Annotated in this window: 28 protein-coding genes and 1 pseudogene; 12 read left to right on the top strand and 17 right to left on the bottom strand. The window is 62.2% G+C overall.

Going from position 1 to position 25,504, the window contains the following annotated elements; genetic code table 11:
* Position 1 precedes the first annotated feature (1 nt).
* On the top strand, positions 2-820 hold the full coding sequence (locus tag KO538_RS22080) for a metallophosphoesterase (protein ID WP_219329647.1): 819 nt from the start codon (positions 2-4) through the stop codon (positions 818-820).
* 112 nt (positions 821-932) lie between these two features.
* On the opposite strand, the pseudogene KO538_RS22075 reads toward KO538_RS22080, so the two are convergent.
* The 5 genes and pseudogenes from KO538_RS22075 to KO538_RS22055 all read right to left on the bottom strand — a co-directional run bounded on the left by KO538_RS22075 (position 933) and on the right by KO538_RS22055 (position 6,043).
* Positions 933-1,901, bottom strand: a pseudogene (locus KO538_RS22075) (IS1595 family transposase).
* Positions 1,902-1,969: 68 nt separating this feature from the next.
* On the bottom strand, positions 1,970-2,209 hold the full coding sequence (locus tag KO538_RS22070) for a type II toxin-antitoxin system RelE/ParE family toxin (RefSeq protein WP_070304110.1): 240 nt from the start codon (positions 2,207-2,209) through the stop codon (positions 1,970-1,972).
* Positions 2,202-2,447, bottom strand: coding sequence for a type II toxin-antitoxin system ParD family antitoxin (locus tag KO538_RS22065; RefSeq protein WP_219329646.1), 246 nt, complete (start codon positions 2,445-2,447; stop codon positions 2,202-2,204). The genes KO538_RS22070 and KO538_RS22065 overlap by 8 nt, the downstream gene beginning before the upstream one ends.
* Before the next feature lie 96 nt (positions 2,448-2,543).
* Complete coding sequence (gene cls, locus KO538_RS22060) at positions 2,544-3,920, bottom strand: cardiolipin synthase (protein ID WP_374106875.1); 1,377 nt, start codon at positions 3,918-3,920, stop codon at positions 2,544-2,546.
* An 11-nt stretch (positions 3,921-3,931) separates the two neighbouring features.
* Entirely contained in the window at positions 3,932-6,043 is a 2,112-nt protein-coding gene (locus KO538_RS22055) for a site-specific recombinase (RefSeq protein ID WP_219329644.1), read from the bottom strand.
* Between the two features lie 320 nt (positions 6,044-6,363).
* Between KO538_RS22055 and KO538_RS22050 the strand changes: the two genes are divergently transcribed.
* The gene (locus KO538_RS22050; protein ID WP_219329643.1) at positions 6,364-7,473 is read left to right on the top strand and encodes a porin; all 1,110 of its coding nucleotides are present in this window, start codon (positions 6,364-6,366) and stop codon (positions 7,471-7,473) included.
* On the opposite strand, the gene KO538_RS22045 is transcribed toward KO538_RS22050, so the two are convergent.
* The 3 genes from KO538_RS22045 to KO538_RS22035 all read right to left on the bottom strand — a co-directional run bounded on the left by KO538_RS22045 (position 7,461) and on the right by KO538_RS22035 (position 9,995).
* A complete protein-coding gene (locus KO538_RS22045; RefSeq protein WP_219329642.1) occupies positions 7,461-8,039 on the bottom strand; it encodes a DUF3617 domain-containing protein in 579 nt (192 codons plus the stop codon). The two genes, KO538_RS22050 and KO538_RS22045, sit on opposite strands and share 13 nt — an antisense overlap.
* A gap of 67 nt (positions 8,040-8,106) precedes the next feature.
* Complete coding sequence (locus KO538_RS22040; protein ID WP_072456421.1) at positions 8,107-9,654, bottom strand: TerC family protein; 1,548 nt, start codon at positions 9,652-9,654, stop codon at positions 8,107-8,109.
* An 83-nt stretch (positions 9,655-9,737) separates the two neighbouring features.
* Complete coding sequence (locus tag KO538_RS22035) at positions 9,738-9,995, bottom strand: hypothetical protein (protein WP_034758969.1); 258 nt, start codon at positions 9,993-9,995, stop codon at positions 9,738-9,740.
* Between the two features lie 294 nt (positions 9,996-10,289).
* Here KO538_RS22035 and KO538_RS22030 point away from each other — a divergent pair, with 294 nt between their 5' ends.
* On the top strand, positions 10,290-13,136 hold the full coding sequence (locus tag KO538_RS22030; RefSeq protein ID WP_219329641.1) for a pitrilysin family protein: 2,847 nt from the start codon (positions 10,290-10,292) through the stop codon (positions 13,134-13,136).
* Between the two features lie 70 nt (positions 13,137-13,206).
* Here KO538_RS22030 and KO538_RS22025 read toward each other — a convergent pair whose 3' ends face one another.
* The 4 genes from KO538_RS22025 to KO538_RS22010 form a co-directional block, all read right to left on the bottom strand.
* Complete coding sequence (locus tag KO538_RS22025; RefSeq protein ID WP_070304156.1) at positions 13,207-13,842, bottom strand: OmpA family protein; 636 nt, start codon at positions 13,840-13,842, stop codon at positions 13,207-13,209.
* A gap of 211 nt (positions 13,843-14,053) precedes the next feature.
* On the bottom strand, positions 14,054-14,200 hold the full coding sequence (locus tag KO538_RS22020; protein WP_010396376.1) for a lmo0937 family membrane protein: 147 nt from the start codon (positions 14,198-14,200) through the stop codon (positions 14,054-14,056).
* A gap of 195 nt (positions 14,201-14,395) precedes the next feature.
* Positions 14,396-14,662, bottom strand: coding sequence for a hypothetical protein (locus KO538_RS22015; RefSeq protein ID WP_219329640.1), 267 nt, complete (start codon positions 14,660-14,662; stop codon positions 14,396-14,398).
* Positions 14,663-14,827: 165 nt separating this feature from the next.
* Positions 14,828-15,499 (bottom strand): glycine zipper 2TM domain-containing protein, encoded by a 672-nt coding sequence (locus KO538_RS22010; RefSeq protein WP_219329639.1) that lies wholly within the window; start codon positions 15,497-15,499, stop codon positions 14,828-14,830.
* A 174-nt stretch (positions 15,500-15,673) separates the two neighbouring features.
* Here KO538_RS22010 and KO538_RS22005 point away from each other — a divergent pair, with 174 nt between their 5' ends.
* The gene (locus tag KO538_RS22005) at positions 15,674-16,450 is read left to right on the top strand and encodes a Crp/Fnr family transcriptional regulator (protein ID WP_081368341.1); all 777 of its coding nucleotides are present in this window, start codon (positions 15,674-15,676) and stop codon (positions 16,448-16,450) included.
* Between the two features lie 84 nt (positions 16,451-16,534).
* Here the strand turns inward: KO538_RS22005 and KO538_RS22000 are convergent, their stop codons facing one another.
* The gene (locus KO538_RS22000) at positions 16,535-16,753 is read right to left on the bottom strand and encodes a glycine zipper 2TM domain-containing protein (RefSeq protein ID WP_034758955.1); all 219 of its coding nucleotides are present in this window, start codon (positions 16,751-16,753) and stop codon (positions 16,535-16,537) included.
* Between the two features lie 169 nt (positions 16,754-16,922).
* Positions 16,923-18,959 (bottom strand): AsmA family protein, encoded by a 2,037-nt coding sequence (locus KO538_RS21995; protein ID WP_034758951.1) that lies wholly within the window; start codon positions 18,957-18,959, stop codon positions 16,923-16,925.
* A gap of 256 nt (positions 18,960-19,215) precedes the next feature.
* Here KO538_RS21995 and KO538_RS21990 point away from each other — a divergent pair, with 256 nt between their 5' ends.
* The 7 genes from KO538_RS21990 (at position 19,216) to KO538_RS21960 (ending at position 23,583) form a co-directional block, all read left to right on the top strand.
* Positions 19,216-19,620, top strand: a complete 405-nt coding sequence (locus KO538_RS21990; RefSeq protein WP_051992010.1) for a DUF4398 domain-containing protein — start codon at positions 19,216-19,218, stop codon at positions 19,618-19,620.
* Positions 19,621-19,646: 26 nt separating this feature from the next.
* Positions 19,647-20,546 (top strand): OmpA family protein, encoded by a 900-nt coding sequence (locus tag KO538_RS21985; protein WP_034758945.1) that lies wholly within the window; start codon positions 19,647-19,649, stop codon positions 20,544-20,546.
* Between the two features lie 84 nt (positions 20,547-20,630).
* Positions 20,631-21,167, top strand: a complete 537-nt coding sequence (locus KO538_RS21980; protein ID WP_070304102.1) for a bacterioferritin — start codon at positions 20,631-20,633, stop codon at positions 21,165-21,167.
* A 58-nt stretch (positions 21,168-21,225) separates the two neighbouring features.
* Complete coding sequence (locus KO538_RS21975; protein ID WP_034758939.1) at positions 21,226-21,528, top strand: YqjD family protein; 303 nt, start codon at positions 21,226-21,228, stop codon at positions 21,526-21,528.
* A 17-nt stretch (positions 21,529-21,545) separates the two neighbouring features.
* Entirely contained in the window at positions 21,546-21,932 is a 387-nt protein-coding gene (locus KO538_RS21970) for a phage holin family protein (protein WP_034758936.1), read from the top strand.
* A 21-nt stretch (positions 21,933-21,953) separates the two neighbouring features.
* A complete protein-coding gene (locus KO538_RS21965; RefSeq protein ID WP_034758933.1) occupies positions 21,954-22,292 on the top strand; it encodes a hypothetical protein in 339 nt (112 codons plus the stop codon).
* Between the two features lie 136 nt (positions 22,293-22,428).
* Entirely contained in the window at positions 22,429-23,583 is a 1,155-nt protein-coding gene (locus tag KO538_RS21960) for a patatin-like phospholipase family protein (RefSeq protein WP_139090914.1), read from the top strand.
* 81 nt (positions 23,584-23,664) lie between these two features.
* Here KO538_RS21960 and KO538_RS21955 read toward each other — a convergent pair whose 3' ends face one another.
* The 3 genes from KO538_RS21955 to KO538_RS21945 are packed head-to-tail and all read right to left on the bottom strand — an operon-like array spanning position 23,665 to position 24,670.
* Complete coding sequence (locus KO538_RS21955; protein ID WP_219329638.1) at positions 23,665-23,967, bottom strand: hypothetical protein; 303 nt, start codon at positions 23,965-23,967, stop codon at positions 23,665-23,667.
* Between the two features lie 44 nt (positions 23,968-24,011).
* Positions 24,012-24,164 carry a DUF3309 family protein gene (locus KO538_RS21950; RefSeq protein ID WP_010396415.1) on the bottom strand — a complete coding sequence of 51 codons (153 nt, stop codon included), beginning with the start codon at positions 24,162-24,164 and terminating at the stop codon, positions 24,012-24,014.
* 59 nt (positions 24,165-24,223) lie between these two features.
* Positions 24,224-24,670 carry a glycine zipper 2TM domain-containing protein gene (locus KO538_RS21945; RefSeq protein ID WP_034758920.1) on the bottom strand — a complete coding sequence of 149 codons (447 nt, stop codon included), beginning with the start codon at positions 24,668-24,670 and terminating at the stop codon, positions 24,224-24,226.
* A 269-nt stretch (positions 24,671-24,939) separates the two neighbouring features.
* Between KO538_RS21945 and KO538_RS21940 the strand changes: the two genes are divergently transcribed.
* On the top strand, positions 24,940-25,494 hold the full coding sequence (locus KO538_RS21940; protein ID WP_034758917.1) for a hypothetical protein: 555 nt from the start codon (positions 24,940-24,942) through the stop codon (positions 25,492-25,494).
* Positions 25,495-25,504 lie beyond the last annotated feature (10 nt).

The following is a 25,504-nucleotide window of genomic DNA, read 5'->3' as shown; positions in this document are numbered from 1 at the left end:
CATGCGTACCATCGTGCATTTGTCCGACTTGCATTTTGGCAGGGTCGATGCGGACCTGCTGGCGCCCTTGCGCGCGCTGATCGAACGCCTGGAACCGGACGTGGTCGTCGTCTCGGGCGACCTCACGCAGCGCGCCCGCAGCGCTCAGTTCCAGCAGGCGCGGCAATTTCTCGACAGCTTGCCAGGGCCGCAGATCGTGGTGCCGGGCAACCATGACGTGCCGCTGTACAACGTCGTTTCCCGCTTCCTGACGCCGCTGGTGAAGTACCGGCGCCATGTGACGGACGATTTGTCGCCCGAATATGTGGACGAGGAAATCGCTGTGCTGGGCATCAACACGGCCCGTTCCCTTACGTTCAAGGATGGCCGCATCAGCCACGAGCAGATCGATTTTCTGCGTGAACGCCTGGGCAGTTTGCCGCCCGGCCTGACGCGCATCATCGTCACCCACCATCCATTCGACTTGCCGGAAAACTTCGATGAAGACGACCTGGTCGACCGCGCCCCGCAAGCCTTGCAGATGTTTTCCGAATGCGGCGTGGATTTATTGCTGGCGGGTCATTTGCATGCGAGCGTGGCGGGCAACACAGCCGAGCGCTACAAGATCGCCGGCTACGCGGCCCTGATGGTGCAGGCGGGCACGGCCACGTCCACGCGGGGCAGGGGCGAGTCGAACTCCTTCAACGTGCTGCGCGTGGAAAACAGTTGTATCCGCGTCGAGCGCTATAGCTGGAATGAAGACCGCGCCGACTTTGAAAAAGTCAGCACGGAAGCGTTCGAGCGCCAGGGCGGCGTGTGGGCCAGTTTGCGGCCGCTGTGAGGCGTCGCGTCGCGTCGGATGGTGATTTCATTAAAGATGGCGTGCCGCATCCATGCGGTCATGCAGAATACGCACGATGGCAATGCCATAGTTCGTGATGCGAAAATAAAGGCTATGTCACCATTAGATGTGGGAATGCGCCCAAAGTTGCTTTCAATAATGTTTCCGATGAGCGGATGCGCCTGGCGTCGAGTATCCAGCGCCATCCCAGATAGTTCGGCAGGTAGCGCGTCGCCACGCCGTGAAACGGCCCCATCCATTGTCGCAAACGGCTGTGATAGGCGTTGACGTTCTGCACGTGGGCGGCGCCCTGCACGCGGATGCCGGCGCGCAAGTTGACGGCCTGGTGGCTGATCCCCGCTTCCCTGGCAAAAGCCCGATAGGCAGCATGGCCGTCGGTGACCAGCAGCACATCCTTGTCGATCATGGGCAACAAACAGTGGTGCAACTGCGCTTTGGTTAGCGCTCCTTTTCCCGTGACGAAATCGAGGGTCTGTCCCGTGCGGTCGCGCGCCACCAGGATGCAGACCTGTTCGTTCGATATGCCTCGTTTATGGGCATGGCCGCCCCGGCGCCGGGGCGGACGCGTCATAGTTCTGGATCCCTTTTCCGATTCCAGCAGATATAACTCGTCTGCCTCGGCGATGCCATGCAGGCCATGCGGCCGGTCCGTCTTGGCCAGCGATAGAAACCGGTGACGCCAGCGAAACGTGGTGTTGCGGTGCACACCTAGCTGTGACGCTGCCTTGCGCACGGAATCCGATGCCAGCAGGCAATCGGCATAGTCGAGCCACAACGATTTATGGCGCAAGCGCGCCAGCGGCGTGCCGGTGAGCGCATTGAAGGTGCGCCCTCAGGGAGCGCAGCGGTAGCGCTGCAGACCGTGCGCGTGACCATGTCGGTGCAAGTGGTCCGAATGGCAGGCGGGACAGGCCAATCGCGGCTGCGCGACACTTTCCAGCAGCGCGACGGTCGCGTCGTGTGGCACGCTGCCACGTAGCAGGGCAATGCCTGCTTGCCGCTGACGCTGACTCAACTGAGCAAACTGCGCAATCAAGGTGATCCATTCGGCTGGCCGCATGATCTGCTCCCTGCGTGATTGATATGCAGAGTCAGACAGCATGGCCAAGGGAAAATTCCGACATTCCCCTACTTGCCGATGACAGAGCCAAAATAAATCATGTGCCGTCCGACTTTGCGGCGCCGGTAGCCGGGCCGAATCTGCTCGCATGCCGGCGCGGTCCCTGGCGCGCCTGCCAGGTCATCAAAGGCCGCCGTCATGCTGTCAAGATAATGACTGGCCTGCTGTACGCCCCAGCGCTGTACCGTATAAGCCCAGATCGCCTCAAGGTCATGCTCGGCGGCAGGCGTCAGCCGGTATTCAGCCATGCGCCGCCAGCATTCTCTGCTTGAACGCCTTGGCGTCGAAAGGCTGGGGTTCGCCGCTTGCCTCTCCTTCCATCAGCGCCGCGCGGATCGCATCGAGTTCGGCGCTGCCTTCCTGTTCGCGCCGGATCAGGTCGCGGATGTATTCGCTGTCGTTGGTATAGCGCCCCGCATCAATCTGCGCCTTGATCCAGTCGTCTTGCTGGTCCGTCAAGGTAATGGTCTTGCGCACGGTAGCCATGGTAGTCAACTCCAGAGATGAGCAGCACGACGATTGTCATACTATTGGTGCAATATAGTGCATATCCATGCAAATATCCAGTTGCCCCATCGGTGCTTACAGCCAGTAATTCATGAAACGCGCCGCCCACTCCTTCATGCGGTCGGAGAGCGGCCGCGTTTCCCATTTCGCCTTGGTGATTTCTTCCGAGTCGCGCAAGTCTTCCTGGAAGGCGTTTTCCATCTCTCGGCCGAAGCTGTCGCCGAGCACGATCACGTTCAGTTCGCTGTTGTGCAGGAAGCTGCGCATGTCGATGTTGGTCGAGCCGACGGTCGACCAGGCGCCGTCGATGACGGCCGTCTTGGCGTGCAGCACGGCCAGTTTCAAGTGGAAGATGCGGATGCCGCCGGCCAGCAGCTGGTCGTACAGCGCGTGTCCCGCATGGAACACGAGGCCGCTGTCGGACACGCCGGGCAGCACCACGGTCACGTCCACGCCCCGCTTGGCTGCCGCGATCAGGGCGTCGACCGTCTGCTGGTCGGGCACGAAGTAGGCGGACGTGATGTGGATCGATTTCTTTGCTTCCTGGATGGCCAGGATATACGCCTTGTAGATTTCAAAGCCGCCCTCGGGCTCGCTGGCCACGACGCGCACCAGCTTGTCGCCCACTTCCGACAGCACGGGGAAATAATTGGCGTCAGGCAGGTCGGCCTGGTCTTGCTGGGCCCAGGTGCGGATGAACAGCCACTGGAAGGCGGCCACGGCCGGGCCTTCCACTTTCACGTGGGTATCGCGCCAGCCTACGTCCTTCTTGTCCGTGGGTTTCGATTTCGAGCGGAACAGCGAGCTTTTCGCATAGGTATCGCTGATATTGATGCCGCCCGTAAACGCCATCTTGCCATCGACGATCAGCACCTTGCGGTGGTCGCGGTTGTTGATCTTCCAGTCGTCGCCCTTGAGCTTGGCTGGGTTGACGGGGTTGAAGGCCACCAGGTGGATGCCGGCCGCGCGCATGCGGTCAAAGAACGCTTGCGGCACGCCGATGGTGCCCACGCTGTCGTAGATGATGTTGACCGTCACGCCCGCTTTTTGCTTTTCGATGAGCATGTCGGCAAATTTGAGGCCCAGCGGATCCTGGTCGAAGATATACGTTTCCAGGTTGATGCTGGTCTTCGCGTCGCTGATGGCCTGGAACATGGCGGCCATGGTTTGCGGGCCGTCAAACAGCAGGGTCACCTTGTTGCCTTTGATCAAAGGCACGCCCGTGGCCGCCTCTTCCAGCGCGGCCTGGGTCTTCAAGTCCATGCCGGACTTGGCCCAGCGCTTGTTGAGCAGGGCCGCGCGGCTGTTGACGTTCAGCACGGCCCCCTTGCCCGTGATCACTTTGGGCTTGGCCACAGGTTCCAGCGTGGTGTTGAGGTTCTTGACATCGGGCAGCGAGGCGCATGCAGCTAGGGTCCAGCACAGCAGTAGGGCGGTGAGGCAGGGTTGCATGCGCCTAGCGGTCATTTTTGAGCCTTGTTTGTCAGTGACAGGTTTGCCGACTCGTCGACCAGTGCCAGCGGTGGCGGGTTTTTCGAGCCGAAGAAAAAGACGATGGGCGAGCGCAGGAAGCGCTTGCCCAGAATCTTCAATAATTGCATGCCGTGCTTGAAGCGCACCTGGCGCGAACGCAGGGCCACCCACAGGGCTAGGCCGAAGCTGACGAGCAGGTTGGCCGTGCCGATGGCGAAGATGCCCGACAGCGACTTGACGGCCAGTTGCCAGCTCATGTTGTGGTCGAGGCCCACCAGGGCCGTGGCGAAGTTGGCGGCCGAGAAGGTGATGTGGCGGATATCGATCGGCAAGCCGATCAAAAAGCCCAGGGTGCCGATGGAGCCCAGCAAGATACCGAAATAGAAGTTACCCATCAGCCCGCCCAGGTTGTTTTCCAGATACAGACCCAGCCGTTGCAAGCGCTCCTGGCCGATCACGCGGCCCAGACCGCGCAATTGCGCGATGCGCTGCGCCCAGCGCGTGTACAGGGCCTGGTTGTCATAGTAGCCGGAAATCAGGCCCGCGACGAACAGGCACACGCCGGCGATCATGGCGTAGAAGATGGCGGGGCTGCCGATGGGGTCGATATCGTGCAGCAAGTGCATGGCCTTTTCGGGCGTCACCAGGTTGTGCCCCGTGATCGCCTTGTAGCCGAGCGCGATCAGCCAGGCCGTGGGAATCGCGGTGGCCAGGTTGCCCAGCACGGCCATGTTTTGCGTGCGGAAGACCTTGTTGATCAGTTCGGCCATGCTGTCGAGGTCGATATTCCTGCCATCCTTGCTGTGCAGGCCCGCGGCGATGCGCGAGGCTGTCATGGCAGGTTGCTTGGTGGCCACCGTGAAGTGCAGCAAGTGGATGAACATGAAGCCGATCGAGTAATTCATGCTGAACATGAAGGCTTCGACCAGCGGTGCCGAGCGCAGATACGACATCAGTATCTTGAACAGGGCCATGAAGCCGATGATGATGCCGGCGCCCGCGGACGAGAGGAACATGGCGCCCATCTCGCGGCGGTTTTCCGCGATGTAGTGCTCGCCCGTGCGGCTGGCGTTTTCCGTCACATTGCGCGCCAGCAAGTTGATATTGTCGGAAAACAGGTCGCTGACCTTGTACTTGTGGTTATGCGCGCGTATCAGTTCCAGCGCCAGCCCGACGGCGCCCGCGCGGCGGCGGCTGACGGGCTGCGGGTGCAGCAAGTCTTGCGTGGCGTCGACCGTGATGGCGGCGATGTCCACGTTGTTCGATGCGGGCAATTCGCCGCTCGTGTCGACGAGGAACAGCAGCTTGCGCAGGCGCTCGATGCTTTGCGCCAAGGCCACCAATAGATACGTGAGGGGAATGCTGGTGCCCTGGTACAGCGCCTTCTTGCGGATCTTGGCGATGACGGCGTCGCACTGGTCCAGCATCACCAGCAAATGGCGCGCGTCCTCGATGTGCTCGATCTCGCCGTGCAGCAGGCTCGTGTAGGCGTCCAGGTAGGCGTTCACTTCCGTGTTCTGCACCATGAACGGCGACTGGAACACTTCGATTTCATTGTGGAAACGCGTCAGTTCCGGTTCCAGCCCCATGGCGCAGACGCGGTAGGACAGGGTGCGGATGGCGTCGAGCATGCCGGGCAGCATGATGTTGCCATCGCCGACGGCCAGTTCGATATCGTCGCTGGTCAATACGTCGAACAGTTCCAGCCAGTCCGTGGCCGGCACGTTGCTGATCCACAAATAATCGGTCTTCAGGTACAGCACTTGGTCGAGCGCGTCGTTCAGGTATTCGTCGCCCAAGGCGGGCGGCAGCATGCGGTAGGCGATGCGGCGTTTCAATTCCGTGAAAAAACCGCTGTTCGACAGCACGCCGATATCGGTGTACAGGCTGGCGTGGCGGCGCGCGGCCAGCACGCGCAGCACGTATTCGTGCAGGGCGCGCGCTTGCGCGGGGTTACCTTTGAGTAGCTGGCGCAGGGTGCGCACGTTGGCAATCGCGGTAGCGCTGTCGTGGGAGCGCTTGGGACGCAGTGAGTTGAATAATTCCACCAGCAAGTCGATATTGCTGGAGTTGGGGTCAATGCGTTCGAGGATAGCTAGCATGCAGAAAAAACGGGCGAGCCGCTGTCGGTAAAACCAGTAGTGTACCGCCTGCGTCAGATCGCGCAACGTTCGCCACCGAACATTGCTTTACGGCAGGGCCTGCAATTCACGCCATTTTGCCGCAAATTGCCACCAATCATGGTCAATCTTGCGTGTTGTCAGTGTACGACGCATTTCTTGGGGCTAAGCTGAAGTTTCTGTTGTACAACGCACGGATGGCTGGACAAAAAGCGGGGATAAGGTAACACTGAGATCAGACACACAGCGCATGTCCTGATCAATACCGGGAAGTTTCAACTCACGTTACCGAGATATTTATCATGAAGACCTCGTATTTTGCGCTTGCTGTGATAGGGATGGGGCCTTTCGCGCTGGGCGCGACGGCCCAGGCTGCCGATGGCGCAGGCAGTGCCGCATCCAGTAACGTTGCCGTGTACGGCGTGCTCGACGCGGGCATCGTGGCCGAACGCGGCTGCACCGCCAATTGCGCCGGCGCCAAGGTGTCCGGCGGCGTCGCGTCCGGCTCGCGCCTGGGCGTGCAGGGCCGCGAAGCGCTGGGCAATGACGTCTCCGCCGTGTTTACCCTGGAAGCGGGCATCCAGAATGACACGGGCCAGTCGGAAGAGGGCCGTTTGTTCGGCCGCCAGGCCTACGTGGGCCTCGACAGCCGCCTGGGCGCACTGACTCTGGGGCGCCAGTACAACCTGCAATACCTGACCCTGACCGACGTGGCCGACCCGTTCAAGGGCGGCATGGCCGGCAGCGCCGGCAATCTGGCCGGCTACAGCGTGAAACGCTACGACAATACCGTCAAATACGTCACTCCAGCCTTGCGCGGCATGACCGCCAGCGCCATCTACAGTTTCGGCGAGTCGCCGTACAGCAGCGCCAACAACCGCGCGTATGGCGCCACCCTCGGCTATTCGTCCGGCGCCGTGAATGTCAGCGTGTCGCACCAGCGCAAGAACAACTTCATCCTCGCCTCGGGCACCTTGCCCGCCATCGACATGTCGGCCCGCAACACCCTGATCGCGGCCAATATCGACCTGAAAGTGGCCACCGCCTTTGCCGCCGTGGGCGTGAACAAGGGCTATGGCAGTTCGCCGTGGGACCCGAACAATGCCTACAGCTCGCTGGCCCTGTCGATGTCGTCGTCGGACAGCCGCGACACCTTGCTGGGCGTGTCCGTGCCCGTGGGCGGCTTCAAGCTGCTGGCCTCGTACGTGCGCAAGGATGACCGCGACCTGGCCAACCGCGATGCCAAACAGGTGGCCGTCGGCCTCACGTATTCGTTGTCAAAACGCAGCGATTTCTACGCGTCCTACGCGAAGATCCACAACAAGAATGGCGCCCGCTACACGGTGGGCAATGCCAGCGACGCGGGCCGTGGCGACGCCGCCTTCAACATGGGCTTCCGTCACGGTTTCTGACCAGCAGCGGTTGAAGGGGCCGGGCAGCTAGCTCCCAGCCACTTGCCGTTGCTCGTCACATTCACCTGTTCCGGCGTGCCGCGCGCGCTGGTCGTCACCGCCAGCTGCATGTTGAACGCCTGGTCGCCGCTGAACAAGACCTTGCCTTCGCCGCTCGATTTCGGATTCGCGCATGTAAACGACACCTGCATGCCGCCCGCGATGTCTTTGTTCTTCGAGGTGCAATCGCCGGGCTGGCCCGTGGGAATTTGCTTGCGCGCGGCCATTTCCGGCGTCACGCACGCCGTCACGCGCACGGCGCCGTCGGCGCCCACGGTGGGCATGGCCATGCCGCGGCTGGCCGCCATGCTTTCCAGCTGCTTGCGTTGATCGGGAGGAAGGTTGCCCAGTTGCTGCAGCACCATGGACATGGCGTTGTCGGTGGCGGCGTCGGGCGATGCCATTTTGCTGTCGACTTGCCACAGGCCCGGCTTGATGGTGGTGGATGGCGAGGCGGCCAGGGCGCTGGCCTGGCCGCCCAGGGCGGCGCAAGCCAGCAGACTCAAGCGTAGCAAAGAATGTTTCATGTTGGCGTCTCCAAAAAAGGCAGACCCCAGCATACGGCATGGCAAGCGGGGCACGCTTGCCATTGTGTTACAAACTGTGATCAGGCTCGATGCGGCGCACGTCGACGCTGGCGATGCGGCGCTCGTCGGCCTCGAGGATTTCATAGCGCAGATCGTCGAGTTCCAGCACTTCGCCCACGGCCGGCATGTTTTCGAAATGCGCCAGCAGGAAGCCGGCCAGCGAGTTGTATTCGCCGTCTTCGCTGACCAGGGTTTCCGTCTCGAACACTTGCTCCAGGTAATGCAAGTCCGTCGCGCCGTCGATGCGCCAGTGGCCGGGGCCCAGCACTTCCACGTCGGGCTGCTCGTCCTCGTCGGGGAATTCGCCGGCGATGGCTTCGAGGATGTCGATCGGCGTGAGCACGCCTTGCACGGTGCCGAACTCGTCGACCACCAGCACCAGCTGGCCGCGCGAGCGCTTCAGGGTTTCCATGGCTTTCAGCACGCCGGCCGCTTCCGGCACGACGACGGCTTCGCGCATGCTGGCCGGGTCGATCTTGCCGTGTGACACCAGGTCCTCGATCAGGTCCTTGCTGCGCGCGATGCCGACCACATTGTCGAGGTCGTCATTGCAGACAGGAATCATGCTGTGCGGCGTGTCGCGCAGCAGCTGCAGCATCTTGTCGCTGCTGTCGTTCAGGTTGACCCACGACACGTCGCCGCGCGGCGTCATCACGGAGCGGATCGAGCGCTCGGCCAGGGTCAGCACGCCGCTGACCATGTTGCGCTCTTCCACGCCGAAGGCGGAGACGTCGGGCAATTCCTTGACTTCGTGCTCTTCGACGGTTTCGCGGCCCTTGCGCCCGCCCAGCAGGCTCAGCACCGCTTGCGCCGTGCGGTCGCGCAGCGGGGCGTTCGATTGCAGCTTGAGGAAGTTGCGGCGCGCCAGCTGGTTGAAGAACTCGATGACGATCGAGAAACCGATGGCGGCGTACAGATAGCCTTTCGGAATGTGGAAGCCCAGGCCTTCGGCCACCAGCGACAGGCCGATCATCAGCAGGAAGCTCAGGCACAGCACGACGACGGTGGGATGGGCGTTGACGAAGCGCGTCAGCACTTTCGAGGCCAGCATCATGACGACGATGGAAATGACGACGGCCGCCATCATCACGTACAGGTTTTCCACCATGCCGACGGCCGTGATGACGGCGTCGAGCGAAAAGACGGCGTCGAGCACGACGATCTGCGCCACCACGAGGCCGAAGCCGGCGTAGACTTTCGGGCCCGTCTGGGCGTGCGTGACGCCTTCGAGGCGTTCGTGCAGCTCGCTGGTGGCCTTGAACAGCAGGAACAGGCCGCCGAGGAGCAGGATCAGGTCGCGCCCCGAGAACGAGAATGTCCATATGGAAAACAATGGCGTCGTCAGGGTGACCAGCCAGGAAATCAGCGAGAGCAGGCCCAGGCGCATGACGAGGGCCAGGGTCAGGCCCAGCACCCGGGCTTTGTCGCGCTGGTGCGGCGGCAGCTTCTCGGCCAGGATGGCGATGAAAATCAGGTTGTCGATACCCAGTACGATTTCCAGTACGACCAGCGTCAGCAGGCCGACCCAGATTGTCGGGTCAAATAACCATTCCATGTGTGTAACCTTGTAAAGTCAGTAAGTATCAAGCTTGCCTGGCGGCTGGCGCCCCGGGCGTGATGGGTGCTGCCGTGTTCGTCTCAGTGGCGGACGCGCGGCGGCCGGGTGGCCAGCCGCACGTCCGCTTCGGAAAGTGCGCCCGGTCCCGCTTGCCAAATGATGGCGTAAAACGGTACGGCCTGGCGCGAGCTCGGGTACAGCGTGATGGGATCGTTGTCGCATTCGTTGGCGTCGCAGCTGTCGCCGGGCTGGCCGGCATCGTGGCAATCGGCGGCAGGCGTGGCGGTAACGCCGGCGACATCAAGGTGCTGGAATGGGGAGGGGCTGGCGTAAGCCATGCTGGCGAACGCCTGGGGTAACGCGATGAAAACAAAAAGGCAGAGCAGGACGAGAGCTCGTCTCATATACAGGCAGATAGTTCTGGAACCGTGGAGTATAACACGGGCAGATAACAGCTTGATGACAGGGACTTGCGCAAGTGACAAGCATGACGTAAATTGTGAAATGGCAATAATTTCACGTAGTGGCGAAGACGCAGCGCAAGCTCCGTGATCATTCTTGCACTCAGTATGTATTCCATGGCGCTTGCTGTTGCGCCTTGCCCAATCATGTAGTGTTACCAGGACTCTGCCTTGAAACCAATTACCGCCCTCCTGCTTGCCGCCGGCATCCTGTCGCCGTCGTTCATCCTGGCCGCCACCCCCGTTGAAGCGGCGCCGACCCAGAAAACCGGCAAGGCCGCGCCGAATCGCGCCGCCGCCGTCAAGGTCACGTCCGTCGAAGGCATTACCGAATACCGGCTGGCCAATGGCTTGCGCGTGCTGCTGTTCCCCGATGCCAGCAAGCCGACCCTGACCACCAACATCGTCTACCTGGTCGGTTCGCGCCATGAAAACTATGGCGAAACGGGCATGGCCCACTTGCTCGAGCACTTGCTGTTCAAGCCCAGCGCCAACTTCGGCATCAAGAAGGGGACGAAAACCCCGGTCGAGATCCTGAACTCGACGGGCGCGCAGTTCAACGGCACCACCTGGTACGACCGCACCAATTACTACGCCACCTTCCCCGCCAACGACGACAACCTGCGCCAGATGCTGGCCATGGAAGCGGACCGCATGGTCAACGCGGCCATCGACCAGAACGACCTGTGGAATCCGAAGACACAGAAGGGTGAAATGACGGTCGTGCGCAACGAGTTCGAGATGGGCGAGAGCGACCCGATCGGCGTGACGAGCGAGCGCATCCAGGCCATCGCCTACGACTGGCACAACTACGGCAAGTCGACCATCGGCGCCCGTTCCGACATCGAGCAGGTGAACATTCCCCGCCTGCGCGCGTTTTACCATAAATATTATCAGCCCGATAACGCCGTGCTGATGGTGGCGGGCCGCTTCGATGAGGCGAAGGTCTTGAAGCAGATCAATGAACTGTTCGGCAAAATCCCGAAACCGACGCGCGTGATCGAACCGACCTACACGGCCGAACCGGTGCAGGATGGCGAGCGCGCCGTGACGGTGCGCCGCAGCGGCGGCACGCAGTTCGTCGGCGCCGGCTACCACGTGGCGCCGTCCGGCAATCCGGACGCCGTCGCCATCGAGGTGCTCGGCCACGTGCTGACGGATGCACCGGCCGGCCGCCTGCACAAGGCGCTGGTGGAAACCAAGCTGGCCAGCAAGATCGAATACAACTCGGTAAGCAACCTGGAGCCGGGCTACAACCTGTTCGGCGCGCTGGTGCCTGTCGATGGCAACCTCGACGCGGCGCAAGCGGCCATGCTGAAAGTGCTGGAAGACTTGAAGTCGCAGCCGGTCACGGACGCGGAAGTGGCGCGCGTGAAACAGCAGCTGAACAAGCAGGTCGAACTGATCACGTCGAACACGGCGCGCATGACGATCGCCCTGACGGAATCGCTGGCGGCCGGCGACTGGCGTCTGTTCTTCCTGCAGCGCGACCAGCTCGACAAGCTGACGACGGCGCAGGTGCAGGCGGCGGCCGAGAAATACCTGAAGAGCTCGAACCGCACCCTGGGCCGTTTCATCCCTACCGATGCGCCGGACCGCACCGTCGTGCCGGCCTACGCCGACGTGGCGCCGCAATTGGCCGGCTACACGGGCCGCGCCGTCGTGGCGCAGGGCGAAGCGTTCGACCCGAGCCCCGACAATATCGAAGCGCGCACCACGCGCTTTACCTTGCCGAATGGCTTGAAGGGCGCCTTGCTGCCGAAGAAAACCAAGGGCAATACCGTCAGCATCGTGTTGAAATTGCAGATCGGCAGCGAAGAGAGCTTGCGCGGCAAGGGGCAAGTGGGCAGCTACACGGCCAATCTGCTGTCGCGCGGCACGGATAAACTGTCGCGCCAGGAAGTGAAGGACAAGTTCGACCAGCTGGGTACGCAAGTGGCCATCACGGGCGGCGCCGAGGGCGTGACCGCCATGCTGACGGGCAAGCGCGAGAACTTGCCGGCCGCCATGGACCTGCTGGCGCAAGTGCTGCAAAAGCCGGCCCTGAGCGAAACGGAGTTCCTGGAATTGCAGCGCGAGCGCGTCGGCCGCGCGGAGCAGGAATTGCCTGAACCGCAGCCGCTGGCCGTGAACGCCTTCCGCCGCCTGCTCGACGCCACGCCGGAAGGCCATGTGCGCCACGTGGCCACCTTGCCGGCGGAACTGGCGCAATGGAAAGCCATCAAGGTGGCCGATGTGAAAGCCTTCCATGGCGCCTACTATGGCGCCTCGAACGCCACCTTTGCCGCCGTCGGCGACTTCGATCCGGCCGCGCTGAAGGCGCAAGTGGCCAGCCTGTACGGCAGTTGGAAGGCGCAGCAGCCGTATGTACGCATTCTTGACGCCGTCAAGCCTGTCAGCGGCGAGAAAGTCACGCTGGAAACGCCGGACAAGGCCAACAGCGTGCTGTTCGCCATCCAGCCGATTCCCCTCAAGGATGATGCCGCCAGCTATCCGGCCTTGCTGATGGCCAATCACATGCTCGGTGGCGGCGCCTTGCGCAGCCGTCTGGCCGACCGCATCCGCCAGAAGGAAGGCCTGTCGTACGGCGTCGGTTCGCAAGTGAGCATTCCGTCGCGCGAGCCGGCCGGCTACTGGATGGCGTATGCGATCAGCGCGCCGCAAAACACGGTCAAGGTGGAAGCGGCCCTGCGCGAGGAAATCGCCAAGGTGCTGGCCGACGGCTTCACGGAAGCCGAACTGGTTGAAGCGAAGAAAGGCTGGCTGCAATCGGAAGAAGTGGGCCGCACGCAGGACGCGGGCCTGGCGCGCGAACTGGCTGGCTACCTGGCGCAGGACCGCACGATGGCGTACGACAAGGACCTGGAAGCGAAAGTGGCGGCCTTGACCTTGGCGCAAGTGAACCAGGGCCTGCGCGAATACCTGAAGCCATCGGCCGTCTCGGTGGTGGTGGCGGGCGACTTCGCCAAGGTGGCGAAAGAGGGTGAAAGCGGCGCCAAGGCAACGACGTCGAAATAAGCTGTTTTACATGGAAAAAACCCGCCGGCAAGTTACCTTGCCGGCGGGTTTTTTATTGATGCGTGTCAGCTTAGCGTGGGGCAAGCTCGGCTACATAGATTTCCACGCGGCGATTGCGTGCGCGTCCCGATGCATCGGCATTCGAGGCGATCGGCTCGCGGGCGCCGCGGCCTTCCGTCACGACGCGGGTCGGCGAGACGCCGCGCATCGACAGGTAGTCGCGCGTGTGGGCTGCGCGTTCCACCGACAGCGGCTCATTGATGGAATCGCTGCCCGTGCTGTCCGTGTGGCCGATGATGCTGACCGTCGTGTTCGGGTTTTCATTCAGGGTGGCGGCAAAGCGGTCGAGGATGGGGCGGAAGTTGCCCTTGATGTCGGCGCGGTTGGTATCGAAGGAAATGTCGCTCGGGATTTCCATTTTCAGGCGGTTATCGGCCGTTTGCGACACTTGCACACCAGTACCCTGTGTCGCTTGTTCCATCGCGCGCTTCTGGTTTTCCATGCGGTTCGACCAGATATTGCCGACCACGGCGCCAGCTGCGGCACCGATCAGGGCGCCGCCGGCCGTGCGGCCACTGCTGCCGCCACCGGTGGTGCCGCCGATCAAGGCGCCCAGGCCCGCGCCGATGCCGGCGCCCGTGGCCGTGCCACGCTGCGTCGAGGACATGTCGGCACAGCCGGTGGCGGCCAATGCGATCACCAGCATGCCGATCAGGGATTTGGCGCCAGGGCCTTTTTTGAATGTTTCTTTCATGGATTTTCTCCTTGTTTTGTTATTGGGACATACCCAGGAATTACCTGCACACGTTACTGCAAAATGCCGCGGCGTGCCAGTGCGCACACACTGTATGCAAAAGGCGGCAAAAAGGCGGCGCCGTTTGCACGCGCGCCGCCCTGTCTGGCCAGTGCGCCGGCCTCTATAAACCGCGCCCGCTGATCAAACGCAGCAGCACCATGATCACGGCGACCACCAGCAGAATGTGAATGAAGCCGCCAATGGTATAGGAAGTTACCAGGCCCAGCAGCCAAAGAATAATGAGTACGACGGCGATTGTATACAGCATGATGTGTCCTCCGAGAGTAATGTGTGGATGACGGCGGCTGCCTTGGCCGGGCGCTGTCATCGGTTTTTGTCATTGCGCGGCGACTGGGTCGCTGAACGCTGATGCCATGACTTATTGTCTACTTTGTTTCTGAAATTTTCTGTACGGTGCCGTACACAAGCCTTATTTACCCAACTTATTCCTGATTTAGCCAGCTTATTTGGCCAAATTCCGCTCGCGTAGCGGTGGCGTTTCCTGTTCGCCATCCATGCCCGGTATCCAGGCCAGCATGCCGGCCAGGCCGATGGCGCCGGCCAGGCAGCTGACCATGCCGCCCGTCAGCAACAGCATCACGCCAAACACGGGCGCGCTCGCTTGCACGGGCGCCAGGTCCAGCGCGCAGAAGCCCAGCGCGGTGGCCAATGCGCCGCCACCGATAAAGCCGAGCCAGATCCGGCGGCTGCCTGTCTTGTCGTTTTCCATCGCATCTCCTTGAAGACATCCGTTGAACTTTCTTGAATGCATCATCTCGCGGGACGGCAAACTCATCTGTACGCCAACGAACATTATCAAAAAGAAAACGCCCGGACGGGCCGGGCGTGTGTTGAATTTGCAACTAATCGCGGCAGCGGCGCCGTCGCGGTTCGCTTAGCCCATGGCGCGCAAGCCGCCGTTGACGATGCGCACGCGGTCGCCCTGGCGCCAGTTCGGCGCGGCGCTCTGGTGCACGGTGCGCGTCTTGCCGTTATCGAGGCGCACGACGATGTTATAGCTGCGCGTGGCGCGCACGCTGCCTTCGATCTGGTTGCCGGCCACGGCGCCGCCAACGGCACCCAGCACGGTAGCCAGTTGCTTGCCATGACCGCCGCCTACCTGGTTGCCCAGCAAGCCGCCAACGACGGCGCCGCCGGCCGCGCCCACGCCGCTGCCTTCGGCGCGCGTATTGACTTCATGGATGGCTTCGATCACGCCGCAATTGCCGCACACTTGCGGCGCCGGGGCTGCCGCGTACTGTTGCTGTGGCTGCTGTGGCTGCTGTGGCTGCTGTTGCGCCTGGCGCACGGGTTGCTGCTGTTGCTGTTGCTGTGGCGGCAGGGCGGCCAGCGGCTGTGCGCCGGCAGGCTGCAGGTTCGCTGGCGGCTGGTTCGCCTGCAGGCTGGCCATCTGCTCGGCCGAGGTGCTGGCTGCCAGCGGCTGGCTATCGCCCTGGGACGAAGGCAGCCAGCCCATCAGGGCCGCCGTGCCGACGCCGCAAAACAGCAGGACGGCGACGGCGGCGGCAAGCACCAGCGGATGGAGGGATTTGGTGGTGGTGGTCATGGAAGGCTCCTTGTTTTTAAAATAATGAAATGGGTAGTGCGTGTTATCCGTGCATGCGGCCAGTGTGCTGTACCGCTTGCCCCGCTTCCGTGCGTCACCGTACATACAGGGACGGTACTGCACCGTAGGCTAGGTAAAAATTATGTCGAGTTGTAACGACACCAAGGAAAAGCAATGCCACTAACGAACGCCAGCACGACCCTGTCCCGCGATACAGGCCGATCCGGCCTGGGGTCGCCCATGGGCGCGCCTGACGCCGGCAACCGCTTGCTGGCCAGCCTGCCCGAGCACGACTTGCGGCACCTGACGGCGCTGTTCGATACCGTCACCGTCGAGGTGGGCGAGGTGCTGTACGAACCTGGCCAGCCTATCGCCCACATCTATTTCCCCGGCGACTGCCTGATCTCGCTGCTGGCCGTGGCGGAAGGCCGCATGACCCTGGAAGTGGGCTCCGTCGGCCGCGAAGGCGTCCTGGGCGCTTCCGTCGCGCTCGGTCATGACCTGGCGCAAGTGCGCGCAGTCGTGCAACGTTCCGGCACGGCCAGCCGCATCGCGCGGGCCGATTTCTGCGCCGAGTTCGCCCAGCTCGAGTCCCTGCAGCGTTTGCTGTACCGCTACACGGACACCCTGCTGGCACAAGCCATCCAGATTGCCGTGTGCAGCCGCTTCCACGTGCTCGAGGCGCGCCTGGCCCGTTCGCTGCTGATCACGCGCGACCGCTTGCAGTCCGAAAAATTTCACCTCACGCATGAATTCCTCGCCCATACCCTCGGTGTGCGGCGGGTCGGTGTGACCAAGGCGGCCAGTGCGCTGCAACAGCAAAAACTCATCACTTACAGCCGCGGCAATATCGAGATCCTCGATTCGGCCGGCCTGGAAGCCGTTTCCTGCCGCTGCTACGAGCTGGTCAAGGATAGCGGCACCATCGGCATGGCCAACGTCTTCGTCTGATTCCTGTTTTTTTAAAGCTTATATCGCAGACGCAAAAAAGCGGGGCGGGCGCCTGGGCACCCACCCCGCTTTTTTCATCATCGATTACTTCGGCTTGACCTGGTTACCGATCACGCCGCCGACAGCGGCACCGCCGACTGCGCCGACAGCGCTGCCGCCCGTCAGCACGGAACCGGCAACGGCGCCGACGCCGGCGCCGATGGCCGTGTTTTTATCCTGACCGGACATGTTGGCGCAAGCCGTCAGGCTCAGCAGAAGGGCAGCAACGGAAGTGGTAGCGGCGATTTTTTTAATGATTTGCATGATAGTTCTCCTATGAATTCGGACCTCGTGGCGCCGGCATGGTATGGGCCGGATGACTTCGTGACGCCGTGTGTTTCAGGCACGATTACAGGATAGGATTGCGACAAGGCAGGGTCTGTTCGGCAACGCACATAGGTGTGTAACAATTGTAAAGGCACCCACGCCCCGTTCAGCGCACCTTGCGTACGGCTTTCCCCGGCTTGGGAGCCACCGGTTTCACGCGCGCCTGGGCCAGCAGTGCCGCGCATTCGCTATCCTCGACGGGACCGGCATTGACCAGCGGCAGCAGCGCCGCCACGGGCGCCACCACGGCCAGCGCCAGGGCGCCACCGGCGCGCAGGGCCAGCACGCCCTTGTCGACGCTCACATCGGGCTTGCTGAAAGTGCCATGCACGTACAGGGGCGAGCGCAGCGAAAAGACGCGCAAGCCCTTGCTGTCCGGCCGCAGGGTCAGGTCCAGCCGTTCATCGGCCAGGTTCACCGTGCCGTCGATATTCAGGACGGCGTCATCCGTGTCGACGATGAACTGCCGCGTGCGCATCAGTCCCTTGGTGACGGCGAAATCGGCGGCCATGCAGTTCAGCTTGACCTGCTTGTCGCCAGACAGTTTGGCCAGCACGACGCTGCCGATATTCAAGCCCATTTCTTCCAGCAGCAGCTTGCTGATGCTGCCCCGATTGATCAGCGCGCGCACTTCGCCGTTCGAGCTGCCCAGCAGGGTGGCGACGGAATTGCCCGTGGCCGACAGCGAAGCGTCGCCATTGATTTCGCCCACGCTGGCCTGCAGGGCAGGCAGGCGGGGGAACAGTTGCTGGATGTGCAAATGGCGCGCGCTTGCCTTGAGTTCGGCGGCGATGCCGTTGGCGATGACCTTGCCGCTGCCGTCTAGCTTGATCTGCGACGTCAGGGTGCCGCCCGCCACGTTGAAGTTGAGCGGCGTCAGGGACAGCACGCCATCCGTCAGCACCACATGCGTGTCGAGCTTGCTGATCGGCAGCTCGGCGTCGCGCGTGATCTTGTCGGCCGTGTAGCGCACGTCGGCGTCCAGGCTGGTCCAGCGCTCTGTCTTGAACGTTTCCACCGGCAGCACGCGGCCAGCCGGCTGCGTCGAGGCCACGCCCCGTTCCTTCTTGCTGGCGCTGGAATCGGCGCCCACCAGCGGACCCAGGTCGGAAAATTGCAGCAGGCGCGAGTGGACTTCGCCCGTCAGGCGCTTGCGCGGCGTGCTGGCGGAAAAAGCCAGCTTGCCGCTGATGTCGCTTGACCCTACCTTGCCGCTGAACTTGTCGTATACCCACTCGCCGCCGCGCGGCGCCAGGGTGCCCGTCAAATGGCCCTCTGTACTGAAATGCGGCGTTTCCGGCAGCAGCACGCCCGTCAAGGGATACAGGCGCGCCATGCTGGGGCCGGACAGCTTCAGGCGCACGTCGAGCGCGGCCAGGTTCGCCGGACGCGTGAGCGTGCCTTCGATGGCCATGCTGTTGCCGCCCGCGCGCATGTCGGCCTGGATGGGGAAGGGCGTGCCTTGCTGCTGCAGCGACAGTACGCCGCCCGCCTTGCCGCCGCCCTTGACGGTTTCGCCACGGTATTTGCCGGACAGCGTCCAGGCGATGCCGTAGCGCGCGTCGCCCGCAATGGTGTCGACATCGGCGCGCATGGCCGTTTTGCTGACGCCATCATCCAGGGTCACGGTGCCCTTGCTGAAGACCACGCTTTGCAATTCCAGCTGCCACGGCGACGGCTGTTCCTGCTTGTCGAAGGTCCAGTTGTTCTTGCCGTCCTTGTTGCGCAGCAAGCGCACCTGCGGCGTGTCGAAGCGCAATTGCGGGATGATGATTTTCTTGTCCAGCAGGGCCAGCGGATTGAGCGAGAACGCCAGCTGGCTGACGCTGGCCAGCTGCGCTTCGTCATCCGTCCCAGCCATGGTGCTCGGGTTGCCCAGGCGCACATCCTTGGCCTGCAGGTGCGGCCACGGCAAATAGTCGCGCCAGCCTTGTTTCCCTCCAGCCGTCGGCTGCTGCCACGTCAGCGCCAGGTCGCCCTCGATGGCAAACGGCCGGCCCAGCGCTTCGCTGGCGCGCGCATTGAGCCAGGGCTTGGCACGGTTCCAGTCCATGTTCAGCAGGACGATGGAAGCCGTGACGGGCAGGGCGATGAGCACGGCGGTGCTGGCGAGGGCGATTTTCTGACGGCGGGAGAGCGGCATGAGCGGATTCTTTCTGAACAAGTAGTCGCGATGCTACAGGAATCGTCCTAAGGCCGGGGCTGTTTCAGGTTTTACTGTCGGGCACGTGCGCTAGCGCACGTTGCCCATGCAAGTATTGTCGATTTCCTACCCTATGTGCGGCACCGAACGGATATGCGGGGAGCCGGAGCCTATAACGTCTACATCAAACGCCGTTCCTGATTCCAGATGCACCGACGTATGAACCTTACTGCTTACATTCTCCAGGAGAAGAAAAATGACAAACCGAGATTTCAAGATGTCCCCGTTGGCCGCCTTGGCCGCTTGCGCCACCGCCGTTGTCCTGATGACGGGCTGTTCCAGTCTGAAAACGCCAGCCACGGCCGACGTCGCCGTGTCGCGCGCCGCCGTCGATAACGCCGCCAGCGCCGGCGCCGCCGACCTGGCGCCCGATGAAATGCGTTCGGCCCGCGAAAAAATGCGCATGGCCAACCAGGCGCTGAAAGACCGCGACTACAAGACGGCACGCGACCTGGCCGACCAGGCGCAAGCCGATGCCAAGCTGGCGCAAAGCAAGGCCAACTCGGCCAAGGCCACCAGCGCCGCCGACGAGATCAACGAGAACATTCGCGTCATGCGCGAAGAGCTCGACCGCGCCAATCAGCAAGCCCCAAAACAATAACTAATAACAATAACTAGGACCCCATCATGAAAAAAGCTACCTACACCACCATTCCCGGCCTGCTGGCCATGGCCGCCTTTGTCGCCGCCTGCAGCTCCGCACCGACCACCACCAGCCTGCTCGACCAGACCCGCGGCGACTACATGGCGGCGCAATCGAACCCGATCGTGTCGACCTATGCGCCACGCGAATTCCGCGAAGCGAGCGCTGCCCTGGAAGCGGCGAACGCGGCCGCCACGCGCCAGGAAGATAGCGAAAAAGTAGACAAGCTGGCCTACCTGGCCAAGCAAAAGATAGCCACGGCGCAAGAAGTCGCCAAGCAGAAAGCTGCAGAAGCCGATATCGCCAACGCCGGCAAGCAGCGCGATCAATTGCGCCTCGATGCGCGCACGCAGCAGGCTGACCAGGCAACGGCCCGCGCCCAGTCGGCGCAGGCCGATGCGGAAGCGGCCAAGGCCCAGGCACAAGCTGCCGAAGCGTCGGCCCGCGATGCGCAAGCCCGCGCCGCCGGACTCGAGGCGCAGCTGGCCGACCTGGCCGCCAAGAAAACCGAACGCGGCATGGTGATCACCCTGGGCGACGTGCTGTTTGGCACGGACAAGGCGAATCTGACGGCCGATGGCGCGAATACGGCGCGCAAGCTGGCTGATGTGCTGAAAAACAACCCGCAGCGCACCGTGCTGATCGAAGGCTTCACGGATAGCACGGGCGGCTCCGCGCACAACCTGGAATTGTCGCAACGCCGTGCCGAATCCGTGCGCAATGCGCTGCTGGAGCAAGGCATCAGCCGCGACCGCATCGCCACGAAAGGCTATGGCGCCGCCTATCCGGCCGCCGGCAATGACACGGCGGCAAACCGCCAACTGAATCGCCGGGTGGAAATCGTCTTGTCCGAGGACAACACGGCGATTCCCGCCCGCCGTTAAACGCCTTGGGGCGTTGTAAGCCAAAGGCAGCACCGGCCGCAACCTGGCCGGTGGATACCCACGCAAGTATTGAAAGGAAGCATCATGACACCAACATCTGTTGAGATTCCAGCTGGCATCGATACGGCGGCCATCCGCGCTGCCGCGAAAAATTTGGACGATGGCGCCGTGACGGCCGGCTACCAGGCCGACCGCGAGGAGTTAATTACCCTGCTGAATGGGGCGCTGGCCACCGAGCTGGTGTGTATCGCACGCTATAAACGCCATTACTACACCGTAAGCGGACGCGACAATGGCAGCATCAAGGCCGAGTTCCTCGAGCATGCGCAGCAGGAGCAGGAACATGCGGACTGGCTGGCCGAACGCATCGTGCAATTGAATGGCAAGCCAGATTTTAATCCTGCAACATTGCTTGCGCGTAGCCATGCCGAGTATGATGACTCCGAAGACGTGCAGAGCATGGTGCGTGCCAATCTGATCGCGGAGCGGGTAGCGATCGAGTCGTATCGCCAGATGATCGTGAAAATCGGCGACAAAGACCCGACCACACGCCATTTGTTGATCAAAATCATGGCTGTTGAAGAAGAGCACGCCGATGATATGCGCGATCTAATGGAATAGTGTTTTTGAGTAAAGTAGGTATAGTAACTACATTCATCCACAGCTAAGGAGCTAAACCATGTTGGAAAATAATATCACTACCGTTAATAACGATGTCAAAACCCTGGTCAAGGATGCACAAGCCCTGTTCAGCGCCGCTGCCGCCCTGACTGGCGAAAAAGCCGATGAAGTACGCATCAAGGGCATGAAAACCCTGGACGCCGCCCTGGCCAAGGCGCATGAAGCGCAAGCGTCGGCCATCGTCGCCACCAAGCAGATGGCTGCCCAGGCAGACGGCTATGTCAAGGAAAACCCATGGCGCACGGTGGCCGTTGCCGCTGGCGTCGGCGTGCTGGTCGGCTTCATCCTGGGCCGCAAGTAATCCCATACAGGAGCGATATGGACAAGTCTGCTTCGTCTCACCAGGGGCCGGGATTGATCGGCTCGGTCGCCGGCCTGGCCAAAAACGCCGTCGGACTGATGTTGTCGCGGCTGGAACTGGCCACCATCGAATTGTCGGAAGTGCGCAATCACATGTTGCAGCTGATTGTCATTTTCGCGCTGGCGACGGTGGCGGGCTTGTTTGCCATCGCTTACGGCAGCGTGCTGATCGTTTTTCTCGCCTGGGATAGCCTGGGCTGGAAGATCCTGGCGATCATGACGGTCGTGTTCGTACTGCTGGCCATCGCGCTGGTCATGTATGCGCGCGCCATGCTGCGTCAAGGAAAGCTGTCGATGCCGGCCACCATGGCGGAATTGAAGGCCGACCGCGACATGCTGATGTAAGCTGCCTCACGAGGAGAATTCATGTCGGAAACCGACAAACTGGCGGCGCAAGCCGCCCGCAAGCGCCTGCTGATCGCCCAGGGCGAAATGTACCGCGTGGGCATCGTGCATGCGCGCGCCAACGTGGGCTATGCATTGCGTCCCGAGTCGATGCTGCAGGGCGTGGTCGAGACGGCGGTCGGCTTTGCCGGCCACCGCGTCGAGTCCCTGCTGGCGCCGGGCGGCATGCGGCTGCAAGGCGCCATGCCCTATGTGCTGACGGCGCTATCGTTTATCGGACGCAAGAAGCTGGTCAAGCCGGCCCTGGTCCTCGTGGCCGTTGCCGCCGTTGCCGCCAGCTGGCTGCGCCGCAAGCGCTGAACGCCAGCCGTGTTGCACAGGAACGCCGTCATTGACGGCGTTTTTTTTGCCTGCACCCAAGGTCCGGCGCGCACTGACGCAATCCCTTACAATGATTCACGCCGCATTCCGCGCGGCGGACAGAGGGGCCATCTTGATGACGCATTCGAAGACACCGATCAATCAGTTAAATCCCTCGCGCCTGCGCATCGTGCTGGTGCTGCAGGGCGGCGGCGCACTGGGCGCCTACCAGGCCGGCGTCTATCACGCTCTGCACGAACATGGCCTGGCGCCCGACTGGGTGGTGGGCACCTCGATCGGCGCCATCAATGCCGCCATTCTGGCCGGCAACAAGCACGAAGACCGGCTCGTGCGCCTGAAACAGTTCTGGCAGCGCGTTGCGCACCGCGACAGCATCGACATGAACCTGGTCTCCGACCAGCAGCGCCGCTCGAACATCTGGCTGGCCACGCTCGATACGGTGCTGCGCGGCGTGCCCGGCTTCTTCAAGCCGCGCACCTTCAGCCTGTTTCCTGCCGGAATCGCCGTCAAGCCGGAAGAGGCCAGTTTTTATGACACCAGCGAACTGGCCAGCACCCTCGAGGAACTGGTCGACTTCGATTATCTGAACGAGCCGGGCGGCATGCGCCTGACCGTCAACGCCCTGCGCGTCAAATGCGGCAGCCTCACCAGTTTCGACAGCCAGCAGCAAGCCCTGACGGCCGATCACATCCGCGCCAGTGGCGCCTTGCCGCCCGGCTTTGCCGGCGTGCGCGTCGATGGCGATTTATACTGGGATGGCGGCCTGTACTCGAATACGCCGCTCGAAACTGTGCTCGACGACACGCCCCACGTCGACACCCTGGTCTTCATGGTGGATCTGTGGAGCTCGGAAGGGCCGGAACCGACCACCCTCGATGAAGTGCAGACGCGGCAAAAGGATGTCACCTTCGCGTCGCGCTCGAAGCGGCATATCGCCGATTATGTGAACACGCACACCTTGCAGCGCAAATTGCGCGAACTGTATGCCGGCCTGCCCGACACCAAGCACAACCGCCAGCAGACGGAAGAACTGGTGGCGCTCGGTTGCGACAGCACCATGCACATCGTGCGCCTCCCGTATGCGGGGCGCGACTGGCACATGGCGGCCAAGGATATCAATTTCTCCAAGGGCTCGATCGAATGGCGCTGGGAGCAGGGCTATCAGGACGGCTTGCGCGCGATCAAGGCGGCCGGCTGGCTGGCTTTTGTCACGGAAGATACGCCGCTCGTGGTGCACGAACTGCCACCCTACGAACGCGACGCTGCTTAGTGACGCCTGTCAAAACCTGCTGCGCGTCGGTTTTGCCAGGCGTTGCAAGAGTACAGAGCAAGAGTACGGCGCATTGCTGCATCACTGCGTATGCGCCGCTGCACGCAGTTTTTCCGCATTCGCCATGTCTTGCCGGTACGTGTCTTGTGCATCCTTCAGGCAGGTGGCGCGCGCGGCGGACGGTTCCGTACGGCAGGCTTTTTTGGCTTCGGCCAGGGCGGCGGCGATTTCCTTGCGCAGGGTACGCAGCTGGGCTTGCGCCGTGCTGTCTTCCTGGTACCAGCGTTGCGGGTCGCCTGGCTGCGGCGTGGCTGTCTGGGCCAGTGCCAGCGGCGCCAGGCTGCAGGCGAACAGGGTCGCCAAGAGTGTGTTGTGGATAGTCATGATATTTCCTCCTTGAAATAAAAAAGGCGCCGTAGCGCCTTTTTCTACAACCTGCCTGTCAGTAATAGCAGGATCAGTATCACTACGACCAGGCCGGCGATGCCGCTGGGGCCGTAACCCCAGTTGCGGCTATGCGGCCAGGTGGGCAGGACGCCGACCAGGGCCAGGATCAAGATGATCAGAATGATGGTGCCCATGGTATCTCCTTGTTGGTGCATGGTCCGGCGCAGGCTTGCTGGCAAGCCCGGCCAGTGGATTAATAGCGGTAGACGCGGCCGTCAACGACGCGCACGCGGTTGCCCGGGCGCAAATCATTGGCGTTGTCTTGCACCACGGTACGGTATTCGCCGTTGTCGAGACGCACGCTGATCTGATAAGCCTGTGCCTGCTGCTTGCGGCCTTCGACCTGGTTGCCCACGACGCCGCCGGCGACGGCGCCCGCCACGGTAGCGGCCGTGCGCCCGCTGCCCGAACCGATGGTATTGCCCAGCAGGGCGCCGGCGATGCCGCCGACCACGGCGCCGGCGCCGCTGGTTTGGCCGCCACCCTGCACGATCTGGATGGAATCGACGGTGCCGTACATGGCGGACTCAGGCTGGTTGGCCGGGTAATACTGTTGTGACTGGGAAGGGCCGGTGGCACAACCGCTCAGTACGGCGGTGGCGGCGAGCATCAGTGCGGCCAAGGTGGCGTTGGTTTTCATTTTATTCTCCTGACGAGGTGAGGGTGTAGTGCCATCTTAGTCATGCCCCCGTCCCGGGTCTGTACGCTGCCGCACGTAGTTATTTGCTGCCAAAAATGGTATTTTTTACCGTAGCGATCCACGAAAACGTTGTTATTTCTCCCTGTATCCCTTTCGCTTTCAAAATAAATTACTTGTGTACGGCAGCGTACAGAAGAGCGGCGACTATCCACGTAAAACGGTAGTCATGCCAAGCAGACATGTTTGGTACCACCAGGGAGAAATACAATATGAACAAGAATAAGCTTTTCACCGCCATCGTCGTCAGCCTTGCATGCGCCGCCTGGGGCGGCCAGGCAGTGGCCGCTACGCCGGAAGCAAAAGCAGCCTACAAGGCGGCCAATGAACAGGCGGCCCTGAACTACAAGCTGGCGCATGCCGAGTGCGAAAAAATCACGGGCAACCCGAAGGATGTCTGCATCGCCGAAGCGAAGGCCGTGCGTACCTACGATGAAGCCGTGGCCCAGGCGCAATACACGAATACCCTGCGCGCCTACACCAAGGCCCGCATCAAGATTGCCGATGCCAATTACGACGTCGACCTGGCGCGCTGCAATGCGGTGACGGGCAACGACAAGGATGTCTGCGTCAAGCTGGCCAAGTCCACCAAGGTGGCGGCCCTGGCCGATGCCAAGGCGGACAAGAAAGTCATCGAAGCGCGCAGCGATGCGCGTGAAGCAAAAAGAAAAGCCGAGTACAAGGTCGCGACAGAAAAATGCGATGCATTAGCCGGCGCAGCCAAGGATGACTGTATCAAGGCTGCAAAAACCCAGTTTGGCTACTGAGCTCCATCCG

This window comes from Janthinobacterium sp. NKUCC08_JDC, assembly GCF_019345575.1.
GTDB classification, from domain to species: domain Bacteria; phylum Pseudomonadota; class Gammaproteobacteria; order Burkholderiales; family Burkholderiaceae_D; genus Janthinobacterium; species Janthinobacterium aestuarii.
Note: the sequence above shows the minus strand (reverse complement) of the source record. Positions and strands in the feature narration are given on the sequence as shown.

Coding starts and splice junctions, on each gene's coding strand:
- KO538_RS22070 (WP_070304110.1), bottom strand. CDS start 2,209: ATGGCTGAATACCGGCTGACGCCTGCCGCCGAGCATGACCTTGAGGCG.
- KO538_RS22000 (WP_034758955.1), bottom strand. CDS start 16,753: ATGCAAATCATTAAAAAAATCGCCGCTACCACTTCCGTTGCTGCCCTT.
- cls (WP_374106875.1), bottom strand. CDS start 3,920: ATGCAACCCTGCCTCACCGCCCTACTGCTGTGCTGGACCCTAGCTGCA.
- KO538_RS22020 (WP_010396376.1), bottom strand. CDS start 14,200: ATGCTGTATACAATCGCCGTCGTACTCATTATTCTTTGGCTGCTGGGC.
- KO538_RS21990 (WP_051992010.1), top strand. CDS start 19,216: ATGACAAACCGAGATTTCAAGATGTCCCCGTTGGCCGCCTTGGCCGCT.
- KO538_RS22065 (WP_219329646.1), bottom strand. CDS start 2,447: ATGGCTACCGTGCGCAAGACCATTACCTTGACGGACCAGCAAGACGAC.
- KO538_RS21985 (WP_034758945.1), top strand. CDS start 19,647: ATGAAAAAAGCTACCTACACCACCATTCCCGGCCTGCTGGCCATGGCC.
- KO538_RS21945 (WP_034758920.1), bottom strand. CDS start 24,670: ATGAAAACCAACGCCACCTTGGCCGCACTGATGCTCGCCGCCACCGCC.
- KO538_RS21940 (WP_034758917.1), top strand. CDS start 24,940: ATGAACAAGAATAAGCTTTTCACCGCCATCGTCGTCAGCCTTGCATGC.
- KO538_RS22055 (WP_219329644.1), bottom strand. CDS start 6,043: ATGCTAGCTATCCTCGAACGCATTGACCCCAACTCCAGCAATATCGAC.
- KO538_RS22045 (WP_219329642.1), bottom strand. CDS start 8,039: ATGAAACATTCTTTGCTACGCTTGAGTCTGCTGGCTTGCGCCGCCCTG.
- KO538_RS22015 (WP_219329640.1), bottom strand. CDS start 14,662: ATGGAAAACGACAAGACAGGCAGCCGCCGGATCTGGCTCGGCTTTATC.
- KO538_RS21955 (WP_219329638.1), bottom strand. CDS start 23,967: ATGACTATCCACAACACACTCTTGGCGACCCTGTTCGCCTGCAGCCTG.
- KO538_RS22025 (WP_070304156.1), bottom strand. CDS start 13,842: ATGCTGGTGATCGCATTGGCCGCCACCGGCTGTGCCGACATGTCCTCG.
- KO538_RS21965 (WP_034758933.1), top strand. CDS start 21,954: ATGTCGGAAACCGACAAACTGGCGGCGCAAGCCGCCCGCAAGCGCCTG.
- KO538_RS22080 (WP_219329647.1), top strand. CDS start 2: ATGCGTACCATCGTGCATTTGTCCGACTTGCATTTTGGCAGGGTCGAT.
- KO538_RS21960 (WP_139090914.1), top strand. CDS start 22,429: ATGACGCATTCGAAGACACCGATCAATCAGTTAAATCCCTCGCGCCTG.
- KO538_RS22010 (WP_219329639.1), bottom strand. CDS start 15,499: ATGACCACCACCACCAAATCCCTCCATCCGCTGGTGCTTGCCGCCGCC.
- KO538_RS21970 (WP_034758936.1), top strand. CDS start 21,546: ATGGACAAGTCTGCTTCGTCTCACCAGGGGCCGGGATTGATCGGCTCG.
- KO538_RS22050 (WP_219329643.1), top strand. CDS start 6,364: ATGAAGACCTCGTATTTTGCGCTTGCTGTGATAGGGATGGGGCCTTTC.
- KO538_RS21980 (WP_070304102.1), top strand. CDS start 20,631: ATGACACCAACATCTGTTGAGATTCCAGCTGGCATCGATACGGCGGCC.
- KO538_RS22005 (WP_081368341.1), top strand. CDS start 15,674: ATGCCACTAACGAACGCCAGCACGACCCTGTCCCGCGATACAGGCCGA.
- KO538_RS22040 (WP_072456421.1), bottom strand. CDS start 9,654: ATGGAATGGTTATTTGACCCGACAATCTGGGTCGGCCTGCTGACGCTG.
- KO538_RS22035 (WP_034758969.1), bottom strand. CDS start 9,995: ATGGCTTACGCCAGCCCCTCCCCATTCCAGCACCTTGATGTCGCCGGC.
- KO538_RS21950 (WP_010396415.1), bottom strand. CDS start 24,164: ATGGGCACCATCATTCTGATCATCTTGATCCTGGCCCTGGTCGGCGTC.
- KO538_RS21995 (WP_034758951.1), bottom strand. CDS start 18,959: ATGCCGCTCTCCCGCCGTCAGAAAATCGCCCTCGCCAGCACCGCCGTG.
- KO538_RS21975 (WP_034758939.1), top strand. CDS start 21,226: ATGTTGGAAAATAATATCACTACCGTTAATAACGATGTCAAAACCCTG.